This is a genomic window from Bacillus sp. 275 (assembly GCF_001999205.1).
Taxonomy (GTDB): Bacteria; Bacillota; Bacilli; order Bacillales; family Bacillaceae; genus Bacillus; species Bacillus velezensis.
Genome location: NZ_CP019626.1, coordinates 1942501 through 1964450, shown reverse-complemented (window position 1 = coordinate 1964450; position 21950 = coordinate 1942501). Strand labels below are relative to the sequence as shown.

The 21950-nt window shown below is 47.1% G+C and carries 19 protein-coding genes and 2 rRNA genes (1 of these 21 running past the window's edge); all 21 read left to right on the top strand.

Translation table 11 applies throughout. The annotated features are described in order from the left end of the window. Window positions 1-77 precede the first annotated feature (77 nt). Complete coding sequence (spoIIE, locus tag BZ167_RS09315; RefSeq protein WP_004264625.1) at window positions 78-2567, top strand: stage II sporulation protein E; 2490 nt, start codon at window positions 78-80, stop codon at window positions 2565-2567. Window positions 2568-2634: 67 nt separating this feature from the next. Then, window positions 2635-3372 carry a vWA domain-containing protein gene (locus BZ167_RS09310; protein WP_004264624.1) on the top strand — a complete coding sequence of 246 codons (738 nt, stop codon included), beginning with the start codon at window positions 2635-2637 and terminating at the stop codon, window positions 3370-3372. Further along, complete coding sequence (locus BZ167_RS09305) at window positions 3338-4339, top strand: protein kinase domain-containing protein (protein WP_007615197.1); 1002 nt, start codon at window positions 3338-3340, stop codon at window positions 4337-4339. The genes BZ167_RS09310 and BZ167_RS09305 overlap by 35 nt, the downstream gene beginning before the upstream one ends. A 104-nt stretch (window positions 4340-4443) precedes the next feature. After that, complete coding sequence (gene tilS / locus BZ167_RS09300; protein ID WP_156886063.1) at window positions 4444-5862, top strand: tRNA lysidine(34) synthetase TilS; 1419 nt, start codon at window positions 4444-4446, stop codon at window positions 5860-5862. Then, window positions 5859-6398: a hypoxanthine phosphoribosyltransferase gene (hpt, locus tag BZ167_RS09295; protein ID WP_004264611.1), complete on the top strand. Its 540-nt coding sequence runs from the start codon at window positions 5859-5861 to the stop codon at window positions 6396-6398. Before tilS ends, hpt begins: the two co-directional genes overlap by 4 nt. A 97-nt stretch (window positions 6399-6495) precedes the next feature. Continuing rightward, window positions 6496-8415: an ATP-dependent zinc metalloprotease FtsH gene (gene ftsH, locus BZ167_RS09290; RefSeq protein WP_004264608.1), complete on the top strand. Its 1920-nt coding sequence runs from the start codon at window positions 6496-6498 to the stop codon at window positions 8413-8415. 148 nt (window positions 8416-8563) lie between these two features. After that, a complete protein-coding gene (locus BZ167_RS09285; protein WP_007409940.1) occupies window positions 8564-9340 on the top strand; it encodes a type III pantothenate kinase in 777 nt (258 codons plus the stop codon). Window positions 9341-9350: 10 nt separating this feature from the next. Beyond that, on the top strand, window positions 9351-10226 hold the full coding sequence (hslO, locus tag BZ167_RS09280; protein WP_004264606.1) for an Hsp33 family molecular chaperone HslO: 876 nt from the start codon (window positions 9351-9353) through the stop codon (window positions 10224-10226). Window positions 10227-10271: 45 nt separating this feature from the next. After that, window positions 10272-11162, top strand: a complete 891-nt coding sequence (locus BZ167_RS09275; protein ID WP_033575241.1) for a peptidyl-prolyl cis-trans isomerase — start codon at window positions 10272-10274, stop codon at window positions 11160-11162. Window positions 11163-11237: 75 nt separating this feature from the next. Then, on the top strand, window positions 11238-12164 hold the full coding sequence (gene cysK, locus BZ167_RS09270) for a cysteine synthase A (RefSeq protein WP_007615206.1): 927 nt from the start codon (window positions 11238-11240) through the stop codon (window positions 12162-12164). Between the two features lie 167 nt (window positions 12165-12331). After that, window positions 12332-13744, top strand: a complete 1413-nt coding sequence (gene pabB / locus BZ167_RS09265) for an aminodeoxychorismate synthase, component I (RefSeq protein ID WP_025284092.1) — start codon at window positions 12332-12334, stop codon at window positions 13742-13744. Window positions 13745-13759: 15 nt separating this feature from the next. After that, a complete protein-coding gene (gene pabA, locus BZ167_RS09260) occupies window positions 13760-14347 on the top strand; it encodes an aminodeoxychorismate/anthranilate synthase component II (RefSeq protein ID WP_007409944.1) in 588 nt (195 codons plus the stop codon). Then, on the top strand, window positions 14344-15228 hold the full coding sequence (gene pabC / locus BZ167_RS09255; protein WP_015416668.1) for an aminodeoxychorismate lyase: 885 nt from the start codon (window positions 14344-14346) through the stop codon (window positions 15226-15228). Before pabA ends, pabC begins: the two co-directional genes overlap by 4 nt. Continuing rightward, a complete protein-coding gene (gene folP / locus BZ167_RS09250; RefSeq protein WP_007409946.1) occupies window positions 15209-16066 on the top strand; it encodes a dihydropteroate synthase in 858 nt (285 codons plus the stop codon). The genes pabC and folP overlap by 20 nt, the downstream gene beginning before the upstream one ends. Continuing rightward, window positions 16059-16421, top strand: a complete 363-nt coding sequence (folB, locus tag BZ167_RS09245; protein ID WP_003150671.1) for a dihydroneopterin aldolase — start codon at window positions 16059-16061, stop codon at window positions 16419-16421. Before folP ends, folB begins: the two co-directional genes overlap by 8 nt. Further along, a complete protein-coding gene (gene folK / locus BZ167_RS09240) occupies window positions 16418-16921 on the top strand; it encodes a 2-amino-4-hydroxy-6-hydroxymethyldihydropteridine diphosphokinase (protein ID WP_007409947.1) in 504 nt (167 codons plus the stop codon). Before folB ends, folK begins: the two co-directional genes overlap by 4 nt. Next, window positions 16873-17082 (top strand): helix-turn-helix domain-containing protein, encoded by a 210-nt coding sequence (locus BZ167_RS09235; protein ID WP_003150668.1) that lies wholly within the window; start codon window positions 16873-16875, stop codon window positions 17080-17082. The genes folK and BZ167_RS09235 overlap by 49 nt, the downstream gene beginning before the upstream one ends. Before the next feature lie 21 nt (window positions 17083-17103). After that, the gene (gene dusB / locus BZ167_RS09230) at window positions 17104-18105 is read left to right on the top strand and encodes a tRNA dihydrouridine synthase DusB (RefSeq protein ID WP_062623223.1); all 1002 of its coding nucleotides are present in this window, start codon (window positions 17104-17106) and stop codon (window positions 18103-18105) included. An 89-nt stretch (window positions 18106-18194) separates the two neighbouring features. Next, window positions 18195-19694, top strand: a complete 1500-nt coding sequence (lysS, locus tag BZ167_RS09225) for a lysine--tRNA ligase (RefSeq protein ID WP_014416740.1) — start codon at window positions 18195-18197, stop codon at window positions 19692-19694. A gap of 327 nt (window positions 19695-20021) precedes the next feature. Further along, window positions 20022-21571 (top strand): 16S ribosomal RNA (locus BZ167_RS09220). Window positions 21572-21746: 175 nt separating this feature from the next. Further along, window positions 21747-21950 (top strand): 23S ribosomal RNA (locus tag BZ167_RS09215) (it continues 2726 nt past the right edge of the window). Together the 16S and 23S rRNA genes form the textbook arrangement of a ribosomal RNA operon.

Genomic DNA, 21950 nt, shown 5'->3' with positions numbered 1-21950 from the left:
CTTCTTTTGACAAAATCCTATCTGGGCTTTCATTTATAATAACAAGCAACGAATAAAACAGGTGGGGGATGAGAGCAATGGAAAAAGCGGAAAGAAGAGTGAACGGGCCGATGGCGGGACAAGCTCTGGAAAAACTGCAATCGTTTTTTGAAAAGGCGGCAAAGCTTACAGTCCATCAAGCGCATTCACTTTTTTTCTATAAGGGTTTCATTTATGTCGTGATCGGTTTTTTACTTGGACGGGCTTTCATATTATCTGAGGTTCTTCCGTTTGCGCTGCCGTTTTTCGGAGCGATGCTTTTGATCAGAAGAGATAAAGCCTTCTATGCTTGTCTGTCTTTACTTGCGGGCGCTTTAACCATTTCGCCGAAACACTCTTTATTGATTCTCACAGCTTTGGCCGTCTTCACTCTATTTTCAAAAATCGGTACATATATCGTGCAGGACCGGGTGAAGATGCTGCCGATCGTGGTGTTTTTCTCTATGGCTGCGGCGAGAATCGGATTTGTTTATTTTGAGAGCGGCGCTTTTACCACCTATGATTATGTGATGGCTGTTGTCGAGGCGGGCCTGGCCTTTATTTTGACGCTGATCTTTTTGCAAAGCCTGCCGATCTTCACGATCAAAAAAGTGAAGCAATCGTTAAAAATAGAAGAAATCATCTGTTTTATGATCTTGATCGCATCCGTTTTAACCGGGCTTGCCGGTGTTTCATTTCAGGGAATGCAGGCTGAACATATCCTGGCCCGCTATGTCGTGCTGAGTTTTTCCTTTGTCGGCGGGGCAAGCATCGGCTGTACGGTCGGTGTGGTGACCGGACTGATCCTCGGGCTTGCGAATATCGGGAACCTCTATCAAATGAGTCTGCTTGCGTTTTCCGGGCTTCTTGGCGGGCTGCTGAAAGAAGGAAAGAAAGCCGGAGCCGCAGTCGGGTTAGTGATCGGCTCACTGCTGATTTCATTATATGGAGAAGGGTCTGCCGGATTAATGACCACCCTTTATGAATCTTTGATTGCCGTTGTTTTGTTTTTGATTACGCCCCAATCGATTACGAAAAAGGTGGCGCGATACATACCGGGAACTGCTGAGCACAGTCAGGAACAGCAGCAGTACGCGAGGAAAATCAGAGATGTCACCGCCCAGAAAGTAGACCAGTTCTCCAATGTGTTTCATGCCTTGTCGGAGAGCTTCGCCACCTTTCATCAGACGTCTTCCGATGAGCAGGCGGAAGAAGGGGAAGTGGATCTCTTTTTAAGCAAAATCACCGAGCACTCCTGCCAATCCTGCTATAAGAAAAGCAAATGCTGGGTTCAAAACTTTGATAAAACATATGACTTAATGAAACAGGTTATGCATGAAACAGAAGAAAAACAGTATGCTTCAAACCGCAGATTAAAAAAGGAGTTTCAACAGCACTGTTCCAAATCCAGACAGGTGGAAGAGCTGATTGAGGACGAACTTGCCCACCATCACGCCCATCTGACACTGAAGAGAAAAGTTCAGGACAGCAGAAGGCTTGTTGCCGAGCAGCTGTTGGGGGTTTCTGAGGTCATGGCGGACTTTTCTCGGGAAATAAAACGGGAGAGGGAGCAGCATTTTATTCAGGAAGAACAAATGATAGAGGCGCTTCAGCATTTCGGAATCGAGATTCAGCATGTCGAGATATACAGCTTGGAGCAGGGCAATATTGATATCGAAATGACAATCCCGTTCAGCGGAGGACACGGCGAGAGTGAGAAAATTATCGCCCCGATGCTGTCTGACATTCTTGAGGAGCAGATACTTGTCAAAAGCGAACAGCACTCGGCTCATCCGAATGGCTACAGCCATGTTGCGTTCGGTTCGACCAAGTCGTACCGGGTATCGACAGGCGCGGCTCATGCGGCAAAAGGCGGCGGCCTTGTCTCCGGCGACAGCTACAGCATGATGGAACTGGGGGCGAGAAAATATGCGGCCGCGATCAGTGACGGCATGGGCAATGGGGCAAGGGCCCATTATGAGAGCAATGAAACGATTAAGCTGCTCGAAAAAATTCTCGAATCAGGTATTGATGAAAAAATAGCGATCAAAACGATCAACAGTATTCTGTCTTTACGGACGACAGACGAAATCTACTCAACTCTCGATCTTTCTATCATTGATCTTCAGGATGCAAGCTGCAAATTCTTGAAGGTCGGTTCAACGCCGAGTTTTATCAAGCGGGGAGATCAAGTCATGAAAGTGCAGGCCAGCAATCTGCCGATCGGCATCATCAATGAATTTGATGTGGAGGTTGTAAGTGAACAGTTAAAAGCGGGAGATCTGCTCGTCATGATGAGTGACGGTATTTTTGAAGGGCCGAAGCACGTTGAAAACCACGACCTGTGGATGAAACGGAAAATGAAAGGGCTGAAAACCGAAGACCCGCAAGAAATCGCTGATATATTAATGGAAGAGGTCATCAGAACGCGTTCCGGCCAAATCGAAGACGATATGACAGTGGTTGTTGTCCGGATTGACCACAACACGCCGAAATGGGCTTCCATACCGGTGCCGGCGGTTTTCCAAAATAAAAAGGAGATTTCTTAATCCATTCGTATAAATCACTTTCCTTCTGGCGAAGATGGGACTAATCGTATCACCGGGAGGAATGTATGTGAATAAGGGACATTTAAATCAAGTTCTGCTGATTACAGATGGCTGCTCCAATCATGGTGAAGACCCGATCGCAATGGCGGCTTTCGCCAAGGAGCAGGGGATTACGGTGAATGTTATAGGAATTATGGAAGAAAACGCGATTGACCAAGAGGCAATGAAGGAAGTTGAAGGCATCGCCATGGCCGGAGGCGGCGTCCATCAAGTTGTGTATGCGTCACAATTGTCTCAGACGGTTCAAATGGTGACGAAAAAAGCAATGACCCAGACGCTGCAAGGTGTCGTCAATCAAGAGCTTAAACAAATCTTAGGGAAAAACGTTGAAATGGAAGAGCTTTCTCCTGAAAAACGCGGCGAAGTGATGGAAGTGGTTGATGAACTCGGCGAAACGGTTCATCTGCAAGTGCTTGTGCTGGTTGATACGAGTGCGAGTATGGCGCCGAAACTGCCGACGGTGAAAGAAGCGCTGATCGATCTTTCCATCAGTTTAAATTCCCGGGCCGGGCAAAATGAATTTGCAATGTGTATATTTCCCGGGAAAAGCCAGGAAGTTGAGCTTGTGCTGAATTGGACGCCGAAGCTTGAATCCCTTTCTGCACTCTTTGCGAAGCTGTCGACCGGCGGTATCACCCCTACGGGCCCCGCTATCCGGGAAGCGACGCAGCAGTTTGAGAGAATCCGCTCAAGAAGGAGCATGTTGGCAGATGATGAACGACGCTTTAACGAGTTTGGCATGTAGTCTGGCACCGGGGACGGCAATTCAGGGCAAATGGAACGGCAAATCCTACAGATTGCTCAAACAGCTTGGAAAAGGGGCTAACGGTATTGTATATCTGGCAGAAGCATCAGGCGGACAGGTCGCTTTGAAAATAAGCAGCGACAGCATGTCTGTTACCTCTGAAGTGAATGTCTTAAAATCCTTTTCAAAGGCCCGGTCGCAAACGATGGGGCCTTCTTTTTTTGATGCGGATGACGCGTTTATTCCGCAGCTGAATAAAAATGTCTCTTTTTACGTGATGGAGTACATAGAAGGGCCGCTTCTTCCGCAATATATCAGCAGTAAGGGAGCGGAGTGGATTCCGGTGCTGATGGTGCAGCTTCTTTCCAGCCTGTCAGTCCTTCATCAGCAAGGGTGGGTTTTTGGCGACCTCAAACCGGACAATCTCATTGTAACCGGACCACCGGCTGCCATTCGCTGCATTGATGTAGGGGGAACGACAAAACAGGGCCGCGCGATTAAAGAGTATACGGAGTTTTACGACAGGGGCTATTGGGGGTATGGAACAAGAAAAGCAGAACCATCCTATGACCTGTTTGCTGTCGCAATGATCATGATCCACTGTGTCCAGAAGAAAGAGTGCAAAAAGTCAGGACAGCCGAAAGAACAGCTTCGTTCTATCATTGAAGGCCACCCGTTTCTGAATAAGTATAAGAAGGTTCTGTTTTCTGCTTTAAACGGCCAATATCCGTCTGCGGAAGCCATGAAGCATGACATCCTGACGGCGGGGCAGAGTGCAGGGAGTAAAAGGAAAGCCGCCGCCAAGCCTAAGCCGCCGCAATCAAAACCGCGGCAGGGCACTGTATCTCAAACGCGGTATAAACCTAAACAAAAACCCGCAAAGCACAATGGTTTGTTTGAAACAACACTTATTTTAATCAGCGTTCTCGCCCTTTATTTCGCTTACATCGTCTTTTTTCTCATCTAGTGCCGGCCGGACGCCTGCGCTCATGCTTCTTCTTTGCTTGGAGGGAATGAAAGTGATAGGATATGTATATCTTTAAAAAACCTGCTCATTGTGAGGGGGACATTGTGAAAAGCGTGGAAGATTTTTTCAAAACATATCATCTTCAGGCGGAGGGAGAAACGATTATTGCCGGGGTCTCCGGAGGCCCTGATTCAATGGCGCTTCTCAGTATGCTGAATAAGCACTTCGGGCATTCTTCCGTTATCATAGCGGCGCATGTCGACCATCAGTTCAGGGTTCCTGAATCTGAAGAAGATATGAAGTTTGTGCAGTCATATTGCGAAGCGGAACATATCCTCTGCGAAACGGTACAGATTGATGTTTCTGCATACGCAAAGAAGAATAAGCTGAACAAGCAGGCTGCCGCGCGTGATTGCAGATATCAGTTTTTCGAAGATCTGATGACAAAACACCAAGCGAAGTTTTTGGCGCTGGCTCATCACGGCGATGACCAGGTTGAGACAATGCTCATGAGGCTTGCGAAAGGTACGCTCGGGGCAGGGCTTGCGGGAATGCAGCCCGTCCGCGAATTTGCATCCGGCTGGCTGATCAGGCCTTTCCTCTATGCGGCAAAGGATGAAATCCTTGAATACTGCCGTCAAGAAGGGCTCAGCTACAGAACGGATGAGAGCAATGCAAAAGACGATTATACAAGAAACAGATTCAGAAAGACCGTGCTTCCTTTTTTAAAACATGAATCACCTGACGTTCATAAAATGTTTCAAAAGGTGAGTGAAGCACTGACAGAAGACGAACAATACCTGCAGTCATTAACGAAAGAACGAATGAATAAGGTTATTACAAGCAAGTCTGACACATCGGTTGAAGTCAATTCCTCTCAATTGCTTGCCCTTCCGATACCTTTACAAAGAAGAGGAGTTCAACTAATATTAAACTATCTTTATGAAAACGTTCCATCGTCGTTTTCCGCCCGCCACATACAGCAGTTTCTCGAATGGGCGGAAAATGGAAGCGCCTCGGGAGTGCTTGATTTTCCGAAAGGGCTGAAGGTGGTCAAATCATATCAGACATGTTTGTTTACATTTGAACAATGGCAATGTGAAAAAATTCCCTTTGAGCTGCAGCTGCAAGGAGCGGAAGGCGAGACTGCTGTTCTCCCCAACGGCTTTATGATAGAGGTGGCCGATCAGGCTGACCCTCATATCAAAAATGGGAATGCTGTTTTTATGACAAGCAGAAACAAGGTGCAATTTCCTTTAACAATCCGGACGAGAAAAATCGGCGACCGGATCAAACTTAAAGGGATGAATGGCTCGAAAAAGGTGAAAGATATATTTATTGATCATAAACTGCCTCTGCGGGATCGGGACGAATGGCCGATTGTAACGGATGCGAGCGGTGAAATTATCTGGCTGCCTGGCTTGAAAAAATCCATCTTTGACGATCTTGTGATTTCAAACAGTGACCGCATTGTATTACAATATAGACAGCATGAAAAGTGTAGGGGGCAAGCATTAACATGAAACAGGATATCGAAAAAGTGCTGATCTCAGAAGATGAGATCCAGCAGAAAGTAAAACAGCTTGGAGAACAATTAACAAGCGAGTACAGCGACACGTTTCCGTTGGCAATCGGTGTGTTAAAGGGAGCGCTTCCTTTTATGGCTGATCTTATAAAGCATATTGATACATATTTGGAAATGGACTTCATGGATGTATCAAGCTACGGAAATTCCACGGTTTCTTCCGGAGAAGTCAAAATCATCAAAGATTTGGATACATCTGTAGAAGGCCGGGACATCTTAATCATTGAAGATATTATCGACAGTGGGTTAACCTTGAGCTATCTCGTAGAACTCTTCCGATATCGTAAAGCGAAATCAATTAAGATTGTTACCCTGTTGGATAAACCAAGCGGAAGAAAAGCGGACATTAAAGCAGACTTCGTAGGCTTTGAAGTTCCTGACGCGTTTGTTGTGGGTTACGGACTTGATTATGCCGAACGCTATCGCAATCTGCCTTACATCGGAGTATTAAAACCGGCGATTTATGAAAGCTGATCGGCTGCCTGCTTCCGAGATGGTTATCGGTTGTATTGGAATGATTTTCTATGGTACTATTGAACATAGTTGTGCTTACTGTGGGAGGAGGTAAGGAATGAATCGGGTCTTCCGTAATACCATTTTTTATTTACTTATTTTATTAGTAGTAATCGGGGTTGTGAGTTACTTCCAGACTTCAAACCCGAAGACAGAAAATATGTCGTACAGTACGTTTATCAAGAACCTCGATGAAGGGAAAGTTGATAGCGTATCGGTTCAGCCTGTCAGAGGTGTTTATGAGGTAAAAGGACAGCTGAAAAAATACGACAAAGACCAGTACTTTTTAACACATGTTCCTGAAGGAAAAGGAGCAGACCAGATATTTGATGCAATTAAAAAGACGGACGTAAAAGTTGATCCCGCACAGGAAACAAGCGGGTGGGTGACGTTCTTAACGACGATCATTCCGTTTGTCATCATCTTTATTCTGTTTTTCTTCCTGCTCAATCAGGCTCAGGGCGGCGGCAGCCGTGTCATGAACTTCGGAAAGAGCAAAGCGAAGCTGTATACGGAAGAAAAGAAACGCGTGAAGTTTAAAGATGTAGCCGGCGCGGATGAGGAGAAGCAGGAGCTTGTTGAGGTTGTTGAGTTTCTGAAAGATCCTCGCAAATTCGCCGAGCTTGGCGCCAGAATCCCTAAAGGCGTGCTGTTGGTCGGACCTCCGGGAACCGGTAAGACGCTGCTTGCGAGAGCCTCAGCCGGTGAAGCGGGCGTTCCTTTCTTCAGCATCAGCGGATCTGACTTCGTTGAAATGTTTGTCGGTGTCGGTGCTTCCCGTGTGCGTGATTTATTCGAAAATGCGAAAAAGAATGCGCCTTGTCTGATCTTCATTGATGAGATCGACGCGGTGGGACGTCAGCGCGGCGCAGGTCTTGGCGGCGGGCATGATGAACGCGAACAGACGCTGAACCAGCTGCTTGTTGAGATGGACGGTTTCAGTGCGAATGAAGGAATCATTATTATCGCTGCGACAAACCGTGCGGACATTCTTGACCCTGCATTGCTCCGTCCGGGACGTTTTGACCGTCAGATTACGGTAGACCGTCCGGATGTCATCGGCCGTGAAGCCGTATTACAGGTGCATGCGAGAAACAAACCGCTTGATGAAACGGTGAACTTAAAAGCAATCGCTTCAAGAACACCCGGTTTCTCAGGCGCAGATTTAGAAAACCTTCTTAACGAAGCGGCACTCGTTGCTGCCCGTCAAAACAAGAAGAAAATTGATATGCGCGACATTGATGAAGCAACGGACCGTGTCATTGCGGGTCCTGCGAAGAAGAGCCGCGTCATCTCGAAAAAAGAACGCAATATCGTGGCGTACCACGAGGGCGGTCACACCGTTATCGGACTTGTGCTGGATGAAGCCGATATGGTTCATAAAGTAACGATCGTTCCGAGGGGGCAGGCTGGCGGATACGCGGTCATGCTTCCGAGAGAAGACCGTTACTTCCAGACAAAACCTGAACTTCTCGATAAAATTGTCGGTCTTCTGGGCGGACGCGTTGCCGAGGAAATTATCTTCGGCGAAGTCAGCACGGGCGCTCACAATGACTTCCAGCGGGCAACGAACATTGCCAGAAGAATGGTGACAGAGTTCGGTATGTCTGAAAAACTCGGACCGCTTCAGTTCGGTCAATCTCAAGGCGGTCAAGTATTCCTGGGCCGGGATTTCAACAACGAGCAAAACTACAGTGATCAGATCGCTTACGAAATCGATCAGGAAATTCAGCGCATCATTAAAGAATGTTATGAGCGTGCGAAAACCATCCTGACTGAAAATCGCGATAAGCTTGAATTGATTGCTCAGACATTGCTTGATGTGGAAACATTAGATGCGGAACAAATCAAGCATCTCGTGGATCACGGAAAACTCCCTGAGCGCAATTTCTCAGATGACCATCTTCAAAAAGATGATGTGAAAGTAAACATCCTGTCTAAAACAGAAGACGAAAAGAAAGACGAGCCGAAAGAATAGCTCGCTTTCTGATATGAAAACCGCCGGCATATACCGGCGGTTTTTTTACTGGTTCCGTTTTGTTTACAAAAGAGCCGCAGATCGTGTATGGTATTGTAGAATGTTGAAAATGTTATGATTAGAAACTATTCAAAAGTGGTGATAGAGGTTGTTACTGGTTATAGATGTGGGGAACACCAACACCGTGATTGGTGTATATCATGATGGGGAATTAGAATATCATTGGCGCATAGAAACGAGCAGGCACAAAACAGAAGACGAATTCGGCATGCTGCTCCGCTCCTTATTTGAACATTCCGGACTCATGTTTGAACAGATTGAAGGGATTATCATCTCATCCGTGGTGCCGCCGATTATGTTTTCTTTAGAAAGAATGTGCACAAAATACTTTCACATCGAGCCGCAAGTTGTCGGCCCGGGAATGAAAACAGGTTTAAATATAAAGTATGACAATCCGAAAGAAGTGGGAGCTGACAGGATCGTCAATGCCGTTGCGGCGATCCAGCAGTATGGAGGCCCCTTAATTGTTGTGGATTTCGGAACGGCGACGACGTATTGCTACATTGATGAAAACAAACAATACATGGGCGGCGCGATTGCTCCCGGCATTACGATTTCGACGGAAGCGCTGTACTCACGTGCGGCGAAGCTTCCAAGAATTGAAATTGCCCGTCCGGACAATATCATCGGCAAAAACACGGTAAGCGCTATGCAGTCCGGCATCCTTTTCGGCTATGTCGGACAAGTTGAAGGCATTGTAAAGCGGATGAAATGGCAGGCAACACAGGAACCGAAAGTCATTGCGACAGGCGGGCTTGCGTCATTAATCGCAAACGAATCAGACTGTATTGATATTGTTGACCCGTTTCTCACTCTGAAAGGGCTGGAAATCATTTATGAGCGAAATCGCGTGGGTCACGTATAGGAGGTAAACGATGGATTATTTAATTAAAGCAATTGCATATGACGGTAAAGTGCGGGCTTATGCAGCCAGAACGACAGATATGGTTAATGAAGCGCAAAGAAGGCATGACACGTGGCCGACGGCATCAGCCGCAATCGGCCGGACGATGACAGCTTCTCTGATGCTCGGAGCGATGCTTAAGGGTGAAGATAAGCTGACAGTCAAAATAGAAGGCGGTGGCCCGATCGGAGCCATTGTCGCAGATGCGAACGCAAAGGGTGAGGTAAGAGCATACGTATCAAACCCGCACGTTCATTTTGACCTCAATGAACAAGGGAAACTGGATGTCAGACGGGCGGTCGGAACTGACGGAACACTCAGTGTCGTAAAAGATTTGGGCTTGCGTGATTATTTTACGGGACAAGTAGAGATTGTCTCGGGTGAACTCGGTGATGACTTCACGTATTACCTTGTTTCTTCTGAACAAGTCCCTTCATCTGTCGGCGTAGGTGTTCTAGTAAATCCTGATAACACGATTCTCGCTGCGGGCGGATTCATCATTCAGCTTCTTCCGGGGACTGATGAAGAAACCATTTCAACAATTGAAAAGCAATTATCTCAAATCGAACCGATTTCAAAATTGATTCAAAAAGGCCTGACACCGGAAGAAATCTTAGAAGAAGTTCTGGGTCAAAAACCGGACGTTCTCGAAACAATGCCGGTCAAATTTCACTGTTCTTGTTCAAAAGATCGATTCGAAACGGCCATTTTAGGACTAGGCAAAAAAGAAATACAAGATATGATAGAAGAAGACGGAAAAGCCGAAGCGGTTTGCCATTTTTGTAATGAGAAATATTTATTTACAAAAGAAGAACTGGAAGAGCTTCGTGACGAAACAACCCGCTAGCTCTTTAGCGGGTTGTTCTATTTTATAAAAGGGATGGGGTAGATTTTGAAATCGAGAACACTTTTGACGATTATTGTAGCGGCGCTGTTAGTATGCAGTGTGACAGTGGCGTATAAGTTAACAAAATCCCAAGCCGCGGGGTCATCTGAAGAATCCATCGCGACAATCGGTGATAAACATATCACACGGCAAGACTGGATGAAAAAGATGGAAGACCAGTACGGAAAATCAACTCTGGAAGACATGATTAATGCGGAAGTAGTGGAAGAGCTTGCGAAAAAGAATAAACTTACAGTTTCAAACAGCGAATTGGAGCGGGAATTTCTTTTAATCAAAGCGGTAGATAATTCATTTTATGAAGACAGCCATATTACCGAAAAAGAATGGAGAGACCAGATCCGCTACAACATTCTTCTTGAAGAACTGCTGACGAAGGACATCGATATATCGGATAAGGAAATGCAATCATTTTATAATAAAAATAAAGAATTGTACCATTTCGATGATTCCTACAGAATCCGGCACATTGTCGTCAAAAACAAAGATGAGGCGGACAGGGTGCTTGCTGATTTGAAAGGCGGTTCCAGCTTTGAAGCCGTCGCCGCTGAACGTTCCACGGACAGATATACGTCTCAGTATGGCGGAGACCTCGGCTTTGTGACAGAAAACCAGGAAAATATCCCGCAGGCATATATCACAGAAGCTAAAAGTCTTAAAGAAGATGAATGGTCCGCTGAACCGATTAAAGTTTCTTCAGGATACGCCGTCATTCAGCTGAAAGAAAAGCTTAAATCGAGAACTTTCTCATATAATGAAGTGAAGAGCCAAATCAGACGCCAGATCGCGATGGATCAATTAGGTGACAAGGCGACAGTCAAAACGCTGTGGAAAGAGGCGGGGGTCTCTTGGTTCTACGGGGAAAAAAGAACTAAATGATTGACAAAAAATTTTGAAATTGATAACTTATATTTATAATACCAATAAATTTAGTCGGAAATTGAGGTGTCCAACATGGTGCGTATTGCAAATTCTATTACTGAACTAATCGGAAATACTCCTATTGTGAAATTGAATCGCCTGACGGATGAAAACAGTGCAGATGTATATCTGAAGCTTGAATACATGAATCCGGGCAGCAGCGTAAAAGACCGTATCGGAGTGGCGATGATTGAAGCGGCTGAAAAAGAAGGAAAATTAAAAGCCGGCGACACAATCATTGAACCGACAAGCGGAAATACAGGAATCGGTCTTGCGATGGTGGCAGCGGCTAAAGGTCTCAGAGCCATTCTCGTTATGCCTGATACGATGAGTATGGAACGACGCAATCTGCTGCGCGCATACGGAGCGGAGCTTGTGCTGACTCCCGGCGCAGAAGGAATGAAGGGCGCCATTAAAAAGGCGGAAGAACTTGCCGAGGAACACGGATACTTTGTGCCTCAGCAATTCAACAATGCGGCAAACCCGGAAATTCACCGCCAAACGACGGGGAAAGAAATCGTAGAACAGTTTGGTGACGACCAGCTTGATGCGTTCGTGGCCGGAATCGGTACCGGCGGAACCATCACGGGAGCGGGCGAAGTGCTGAAAGAAGCATATCCATCCATCAAAATCTATGCGGTAGAGCCGGCGGATTCTCCGGTTCTTTCCGGCGGAAAACCGGGCCCGCATAAAATTCAGGGTATCGGAGCGGGATTTGTCCCTGAAACATTGAATACGGACATCTATGATCAGATCATTCCCGTCAAAAACGAGGATGCATTTGAATATGCCCGTAAAACGGCAAAAGAAGAAGGGATTCTCGGCGGCATTTCTTCCGGAGCGGCCATTTACGCGGCACTGGAAATCGCGAAAAAATTGGGGAAAGGCAAGAAAGTGCTTGCGATCATCCCTAGTAACGGAGAACGTTACTTAAGCACACCGCTTTATCAGTTTGAATAGAGACTTACACACGGCTCCCGGCTGTATCCGGGAGTTTTTTTGTGCCTGAAGCATCGAAAATCCAAAAAACGTTTCGAATTTTATGGTTGGAAGTGAAATTCACTTTTTTCACCAGTGTGATTGCTTTAAAATAAAACTACAGTAAAACGAAGCAGAGGATTGATATGATGGCACAACGCAGACCGGCAGGAAGAAAAATACCTTTTACGAAACAAGCATTTTTACAGCGATATGAAAACCTTTCGAAATCGAGAAAACGGCATGTTCTGCTCGAAAGCGCGAGAGGGGGAAGATTCAGTATAGCCGGTCTAGATCCGATTGCGTCCGTCAGAGGGAAAGACGGAATTACAACGATCAAGCATGAGGGGGAAACACTGTTTAAAGAAGGTGACCCGCTGCGGGCCTTTCATGAATGGTTTGGAACGCTCGGAACGGAAACAAACGTTGAGTTTCCGGACTTTCAGGGCGGTGCGATTGGTTTTATCAGTTACGACTACGCCCGATATATTGAGAATTTTAAGATGCTGTCGTTAGATGATCTGGAAACACCTGATATTTACTTTCTTGTTTTTGATGATGTGGCCGTTTATGACCATGAGGAAGAGGCGTTATGGCTCATTACCCATACTGAAGCGGAAGAAGCGGATCTTGCGGAAGAAAAGCTGTCCCGCTTAGAGGACATGTGGTGTTCCCTCCAAACGGCGGACGAGCCTTTTTCACCGCTGAATCGGAATGGGGACGGATCGTACGCCGCTCCGTTCACTGAAGAAGGATTTTCGCAGGCTGTAGAACAAATTAAACAATATATCGCGAGCGGCGATGTGTTCCAGGTTAATTTGTCCATCAGGCAGTCTCAGTCCTTATCCGTTCATCCGTATGAGGTGTATAAACACTTGAGAAACGTCAATCCGTCTCCTTACATGGCCTATCTCGAGACACCGGGGTTTCAAGTGATATGCGGGTCGCCGGAGCTATTGGTGACAAAGAAGGGGAAGAAGCTTGAAACGAGACCCATCGCGGGTACGCGTTCAAGAGGAAAAGACGATGCTGAAGACAAGGCTTTGGCTGATGAATTAATTCACAACGAAAAAGAACGTGCGGAACACGTCATGCTTGTTGATCTTGAGCGCAATGACCTCGGGCGCGTATCGCGCTACGGCTCCGTGCGGGTTAACGAATTTATGGCGATCGAAAAGTATTCCCACGTCATGCATATCGTGTCAAACGTACAGGGAGAGCTGCAGGACGGATATGACGCGACAGACATTATTCATGCGGTGTTCCCGGGGGGCACCATCACGGGAGCGCCCAAAGTGAGAACGATGGAAATTATAGAAGAGCTTGAGCCGACAAGACGGGGGCTTTATACTGGATCTATAGGCTGGTTCGGATTTAACGGAGATTTGCAGTTTAACATTGTGATCCGGACGATCTATGCAGCCGGCGGACATGCTTTCATGCAGTCCGGAGCAGGAGTAGTCATTGATTCGGTTCCGAAGCATGAATACAAGGAATCGTTCAAAAAAGCTTTTGCGATGAAAAAGGCGTTAGAGCTGAGCGAAGAAGAGACAAAAAATTAGACGAGGTGAGCAGAGATGATTTTAATGATTGACAATTATGATTCATTTACGTACAACTTGGTTCAATATTTGGGTGAACTCGGGGAGGAACTGATCGTCAGACGGAATGACGAGATTACGATTGAGCAGATTGAAGAGCTGGGTCCGGACTTCTTAATGATTTCACCCGGGCCGTGCAGTCCTGATGAAGCGGGGATCAGCCTCGAAGCGATCAAACATTTTGCCGGCAGTATTCCTATTTTCGGCGTATGTCTCGGACATCAGTCGATTGCGCAAGTATTCGGCGGCGACGTCGTCAGAGCGGAGCGGCTCATGCACGGCAAAACGTCAGAAGTTATGCATGACGGACAGACGATTTTTAAAGGCCTGCAAAATCCGCTTGTCGCCACCCGGTACCATTCACTTATTGTCAAAGCGGACACGCTGCCGGATTGTTTTACGGTATCCGCTCAAACCAAAGAAGGAGAAATTATGGCAATCCGCCATAATGAGCTGCCTGTTGAAGGTGTTCAGTTCCATCCGGAATCCATCATGACCTCCTTCGGCAAAGAGATGCTCAGAAACTTTATAGAGACACACCGCAAAAAGGAAGTGACGGTGTGATTATATATTTGAATGGTCAATATATAGAGGAGAAAGAAGCGGCGCTTTCTCCTTTTGACCATGGTTATCTGTACGGGATCGGCGCGTTCGAGACGTTCAGGCTTTACAGCGGCCGGCCGTTTCTGCCGGATGCGCATGTCGCCAGGCTCAACAGGGCGCTTCGGGATCTGCAGATTGCATATGAGGTGAACAAACAGGAGCTGCTTGATATGCTCCGGAGACTGTTGCTCCTCAATGACATCAAGGACGGCAGCGCGCGTGTCCGGCTTAACATCTCGGCAGGCGTCAGCGATAAGGGATTTGCCGCGCAGACTTATGAAAAGCCGACCGTCCTTTGTTTCGTCAACCGGCTCAATCCGGAAACTCTGCCTGTTCAAAAAGAAGGCAGGCTTCTCTCTATCAGGAGAAATACGCCTGAAGGAACTTTTCGGTTAAAATCCCATCACTATTTAAACAACATGTATGCTAAACGGGAGATCGGGAATGATCCCAATCTTGAAGGCATTTTCCTGACCGGAGAAGGAGATGTCGCGGAAGGCATTGTCTCCAACGTGTTTTGGCGAAAAGGAGACAAGGTCTTTACGCCATCCTTGGATACGGGAATTCTCGATGGTGTAACGAGACAGTTTGTCATTGATGAATTGAAACGGCAGGGGACAGAAGTCACCGAAGGCCGATTCCGTTTTCAATCAATGCTTGAAGCGGATGAAGCATGGTTGACAAACTCCGTGCTTGAAATCATCCCGTTTTCTAAAATAGAGGAAGTGCCGCTGCCCGGAGTGAGCGGAAAAACGGTGCAATTGCTCCGTAAGCAGTATCAGCAGGAAATAAACAAAATGAATGTACAGGAGGAGGAACAAAATGGCGCAGCAAACAATTGAACAGCCTAAACTGATTCATACAAAAAAAGGCGCTCTGTCCTATAAAGAGAAGACACTCGTTATGGGGATATTAAATGTAACGCCAGACTCCTTCTCTGACGGCGGTAAATACGACAGTACGGAAAGGGCGCTTCTGCATGCGGCGAAGATGGCTGAAGAAGGGGCGCATATCATAGATATCGGCGGCGAATCGACAAGACCCGGCGCATCACTCGTGTCGGCTGATGAGGAAATGTCACGAGTCATCCCAGTCATAGAGCGGATCACAAGCGAGCTGGACATTCCGCTTTCAATCGATACGTACAAAGCGTCCGTGGCAGACGAAGCGGTCAAAGCGGGAGCCTCTATCCTTAATGACATCTGGGGGGCGAAAGGTGATCCTGACATGGCGTCAGTAGCCGCCGCACACGGGGTTCCGATTATCTTAATGCATAACCGCATGGAAAGAAACTACAACGATCTTATTCCTGATATGCTTGCAGACTTGATGGAAAGCGTAAAAATTGCCGCGGAAGCCGGCGTCACAGATGAAAACATGATTCTGGATCCGGGGATCGGCTTTGCGAAAAACTATGAGGACAATCTGGCTGTCATGAACAAGCTGGAGGTGTTCAGCGGGTTAGGTTATCCGCTGCTCCTGGCGACATCGAGAAAAAGGTTCATCGGCCGTGTGCTTGACCTTCCTCCTGAAGAACGTGCCGAGGGGACGGGAGCGACAGTATGCCTTGGCGTCCAAAAAGGCTGCGACATTGTGAGGGTGCACGATGTCAAAGAGATCGCAAGAATGACGAAGATGATGGATGCTATGTTGAACAAAGGAGGCGTGCATTATGGATAAAGTATATGTGGAAGGTATGGAGTTTTACGGATATCACGGCGTGTTCGAAGAAGAAAACAAACTCGGCCAGCGCTTCAAAGTAGACCTGACTGCCGAACTGGATTTGAGCAAAGCGGGAAAAACGGATGACCTCTCTTATACCATTAACTATGCGGAATTGTACAGTGTCTGCCGCGGCATTGTTGAGGGCGAGCCCGTTAATTTGGTCGAGACCCTTGCGGAACGGATCGCAGACACCGTCCTTGAGAAATTTGAGCCGGTGCAGCAATGTACGGTAAAGGTTGTTAAGCCTGACCCGCCGATTCCCGGCCATTATAAATCAGTAGCCATAGAAATGACGAGAAAGAAATCATGAACAATACGGCATATATCGGCCTCGGCTCCAATATGGGCGACCGTGAACATTATTTGCGTCAGGCAGTGGCCATGCTCAGCCGGCATCATGGCGTGACGGTGTCAAAGGTGTCCTCCATATATGAAACAGATCCCGTCGGCTATGAGGATCAAGATCAGTTTCTCAATATGGCGGTTGAAGTGAAAACGTCGTTATCTCCTTTTGAACTTCTTGATGTAACGCAGAGCATTGAAGCTGAATTAGGCAGAACGAGAGAGATTCGCTGGGGACCGCGGACGGCAGACCTTGACATTTTGCTGTATAATCGTGAAAATATTGAAACAGAGCGGCTGATTGTTCCGCATCCGAGAATGTATGAGCGCTTATTTGTCCTTGCGCCGTTAAAAGAAATATGTCCGCAGGCGGATCATATCACGATAAGCGCTGAAACAAACCAAGAAGGTGTAAGAGTATGGAAGCAGAAATCTGGGGTAGGCGAATTCGTGCATTCAGAAAGCTGAAAGGTTATACTCAAGAAGGATTTGCAAAAGCATTAGGTATATCAGTTTCTATTGTCGGTGAAATTGAACGCGGAAACCGATTGCCGTCAGATGCCATCATTCAAGATGCGGCAGATGTTTTAAATATAAGTGCGGACGAATTGGCCCCGCCTGAAAAATAGACAAATGAAAGGAGGGGAAAAATGTTTAAAATCGGTGATATTCAATTGAAAAACCGGGTTGTGCTTGCCCCTATGGCCGGTGTCTGCAACTCAGCGTTCAGATTGACTGTAAAGGAATTCGGAGCCGGATTGGTATGCGCTGAAATGGTCAGTGACAAAGCGATTCTTTACAACAACGCAAGAACAATGGGGATGCTTTACATTGATGAACGTGAAAAACCGCTCAGCCTTCAGATTTTTGGAGGGAAAAAGGAAACCCTTGTGGAAGCGGCGAAGTTTGTAGATCAAAACACGACTGCTGATATTATTGATATTAACATGGGATGTCCCGTACCCAAGATTACAAAATGTGACGCGGGCGCCAAATGGCTTCTCGATCCCGATAAGATTTATGAAATGGTATCCGCAGTAGTAGATGCTGTTGATAAGCCGGTTACAGTGAAGATGAGAATGGGCTGGGATGAAGAGCACATTTATGCGGTGAAAAACGCCCAAGCCGTTGAACGTGCCGGCGGAAAAGCCGTTGCCCTGCACGGCCGCACAAGAGTGCAAATGTATGAAGGCACTGCGAACTGGGATATCATTAAAGAAGTGAAGCAATCCGTCTCTATTCCCGTCATCGGAAACGGTGATGTCAAAACGCCTCAGGACGCGAAACGCATGCTTGAGGAAACAGGAGTTGACGGCGTCATGATCGGCCGGGCCGCACTCGGCAACCCGTGGATGATTTACCGTACGGTGCACTACCTTGAAACCGGCGAGTTAAAAGACGAACCGAAAGTCCGTGAAAAAATGTCGGTATGCAAACTGCACTTAGACCGCCTGATTAAGTTAAAAGGCGAAAATGTGGCAGTCAGAGAAATGAGAAAACATGCTGCCTGGTATCTGAAAGGTGTCAGAGGCAATGCGAATGTACGCAACGAAATTAACCAATGTGAGACGCGTGAAGAAATTGTGCAGCTTTTAGATGCATTTACCGCCGAAGCAGAGGCAAAAGAGCTTCAAGATGCAAAAGTAGGTTAATATACACCCTCTATTGCTGCTCACTGCCAGCTTACCGCTGGCAGTTTTTCTGCTTTTTCGTGAAATCAAAATGTAACGGAGTGATACCAATGAGTCAAGAAGAGCAAAATCATGAGGAATTGAACGACCAGCTGCAAGTCAGACGAGATAAAATGAACCAGCTGAGAGAAAACGGCATTGACCCTTTCGGCGAACGTTTCGAGAGAACGCATCAATCTCAACAGATCATTGACGCCTACCAGGAGCTTTCTAAAGAAGAACTGGAAGAAAAAGCGATCGAAGTGACCATTGCAGGCCGTATGATGACAAAGCGCGGAAAAGGGAAAGCCGGCTTTGCGCATCTGCAGGACTTAGAAGGTCAAATTCAAATTTACGTAAGAAAAGACAGTGTCGGCGAAGAACAATATGAAATCTTTAAATCTTCAGACCTCGGAGACGTTATCGGCATCACGGGGAAAGTTTTCAAAACAAACGTAGGCGAGCTTTCTGTCAAAGCGACATCTTTTGAACTGCTGACAAAAGCACTGCGTCCTCTTCCTGATAAATATCATGGGTTAAAAGACGTTGAACAGCGTTACCGCCAGCGCTATCTCGATCTCATCGTAAACCCTGACAGCAAACAAACGTTTATCACACGCAGCAAAATCATCCAAGCGATGAGAAGATACTTAGATGACCATGGATACTTAGAAGTTGAAACACCTACGATGCACAGCATACCGGGAGGAGCGTCTGCGCGCCCGTTCATCACGCACCATAATGCGCTCGACATGCCTCTTTATATGCGTATTGCGATTGAACTGCACCTGAAACGCCTGATTGTCGGCGGATTGGAAAAAGTCTACGAAATCGGCCGCGTGTTCCGTAATGAAGGTGTTTCTACACGCCATAACCCTGAATTCACGATGATCGAGCTGTATGAAGCGTACGCCGATTATAAAGATATTATGAGCCTTACGGAAAATCTCGTTGCACATATTGCGCAGGAAGTGCTTGGAAGCACCACAATCCAGTACGGCGAAGAGCAGATTGATCTGAAACCTGAGTGGAAACGACTCCACATGGTAGATGCGGTCAAAGAAGCGACAGGTGTAGATTTCTGGAATGAGATGACTGTTGAAGAAGCGCGCGGTCATGCAAAAGAGCATGGTATCGAGATCACAAACTCAATGACGGTGGGTCATATCATCAATGAATTCTTCGAACAAAAAATTGAAGAAACACTCATTCAGCCTACATTTATTTACGGCCACCCTGTAGAGATTTCTCCTCTTGCTAAGAAAAATCCGGAGGACCCTCGCTTTACAGACCGTTTTGAGCTGTTTATCGTCGGCCGTGAGCACGCTAATGCGTTTACGGAGCTGAATGACCCTATTGACCAGAGGGAACGCTTTGAAGCGCAGTTAAAAGAAAGAGAAGAAGGAAACGATGAAGCGCATATGATGGATGAAGACTTCGTTGAAGCTCTTGAATACGGCATGCCGCCGACCGGGGGATTGGGTATCGGTATCGACCGCCTTGTCATGCTGTTAACAAATGCTCCGTCTATCAGAGACGTTTTATTATTCCCTCAAATGAGACAACGCTAATAAAAGGGAAGGCGCCGTTTCTGCTTATCGCAGTACGGCGCTTTTTTAGAAACAAGCCGCTCGTAAAACTTTTTTGATTTTCTTTTAAAAAACTATTGCACTATTATTTGTGAGGTGGTATATTATTATTCGTTGCCGCTAAACAAGGCGCTGACGAAAAAAGAAATTTAAAAAGTTGTTGACTTCAAGAGAATGATAAGATATAATAATAAAGTCGCTTGAACGAAAGACAAAATGATCTTTGAAAACTAAACAAGACAAAACGTACCTGTTAATTCAAAGTTTTAAATAAATCGCACAGCGATGTGCGTAGTCAGTCAAACTACTTTATCGGAGAGTTTGATCCTGGCTCAGGACGAACGCTGGCGGCGTGCCTAATACATGCAAGTCGAGCGAACAGATGGGAGCTTGCTCCCTGATGTTAGCGGCGGACGGGTGAGTAACACGTGGGTAACCTGCCTGTAAGACTGGGATAACTCCGGGAAACCGGGGCTAATACCGGATGGTTGTCTGAACCGCATGGTTCAGACATAAAAGGTGGCTTCGGCTACCACTTACAGATGGACCCGCGGCGCATTAGCTAGTTGGTGAGGTAATGGCTCACCAAGGCGACGATGCGTAGCCGACCTGAGAGGGTGATCGGCCACACTGGGACTGAGACACGGCCCAGACTCCTACGGGAGGCAGCAGTAGGGAATCTTCCGCAATGGACGAAAGTCTGACGGAGCAACGCCGCGTGAGTGATGAAGGTTTTCGGATCGTAAAGCTCTGTTGTTAGGGAAGAACAAGTGCCGTTCAAATAGGGCGGCACCTTGACGGTACCTAACCAGAAAGCCACGGCTAACTACGTGCCAGCAGCCGCGGTAATACGTAGGTGGCAAGCGTTGTCCGGAATTATTGGGCGTAAAGGGCTCGCAGGCGGTTTCTTAAGTCTGATGTGAAAGCCCCCGGCTCAACCGGGGAGGGTCATTGGAAACTGGGGAACTTGAGTGCAGAAGAGGAGAGTGGAATTCCACGTGTAGCGGTGAAATGCGTAGAGATGTGGAGGAACACCAGTGGCGAAGGCGACTCTCTGGTCTGTAACTGACGCTGAGGAGCGAAAGCGTGGGGAGCGAACAGGATTAGATACCCTGGTAGTCCACGCCGTAAACGATGAGTGCTAAGTGTTAGGGGGTTTCCGCCCCTTAGTGCTGCAGCTAACGCATTAAGCACTCCGCCTGGGGAGTACGGTCGCAAGACTGAAACTCAAAGGAATTGACGGGGGCCCGCACAAGCGGTGGAGCATGTGGTTTAATTCGAAGCAACGCGAAGAACCTTACCAGGTCTTGACATCCTCTGACAATCCTAGAGATAGGACGTCCCCTTCGGGGGCAGAGTGACAGGTGGTGCATGGTTGTCGTCAGCTCGTGTCGTGAGATGTTGGGTTAAGTCCCGCAACGAGCGCAACCCTTGATCTTAGTTGCCAGCATTCAGTTGGGCACTCTAAGGTGACTGCCGGTGACAAACCGGAGGAAGGTGGGGATGACGTCAAATCATCATGCCCCTTATGACCTGGGCTACACACGTGCTACAATGGACAGAACAAAGGGCAGCGAAACCGCGAGGTTAAGCCAATCCCACAAATCTGTTCTCAGTTCGGATCGCAGTCTGCAACTCGACTGCGTGAAGCTGGAATCGCTAGTAATCGCGGATCAGCATGCCGCGGTGAATACGTTCCCGGGCCTTGTACACACCGCCCGTCACACCACGAGAGTTTGTAACACCCGAAGTCGGTGAGGTAACCTTTTAGGAGCCAGCCGCCGAAGGTGGGACAGATGATTGGGGTGAAGTCGTAACAAGGTAGCCGTATCGGAAGGTGCGGCTGGATCACCTCCTTTCTAAGGATTTTAACGGAATATAAGACCTTGGGTCTTATAAACAGAACGTTCCCTGTCTTGTTTAGTTTTGAAGGATCATTCGATTCTTCGAGATGTTGTTCTTTGAAAACTAGATAACAGAAGTAATTCACATTCAATTAGTAATGCAAGATATCACGTAGTGATTCTTTTTAACGGTTAAGTTAGAAAGGGCGCACGGTGGATGCCTTGGCACTAGGAGCCGATGAAGGACGGGACGAACACCGATATGCTTCGGGGAGCTGTAAGCAAGCTTTGATCCGGAGATTTCCGAATGGGGAAACCCACCACTCGTAATGGAGTGGTATCCATATCTGAATACATAGGATATGAGAAGGCAGACCCGGGGAACTGAAACATC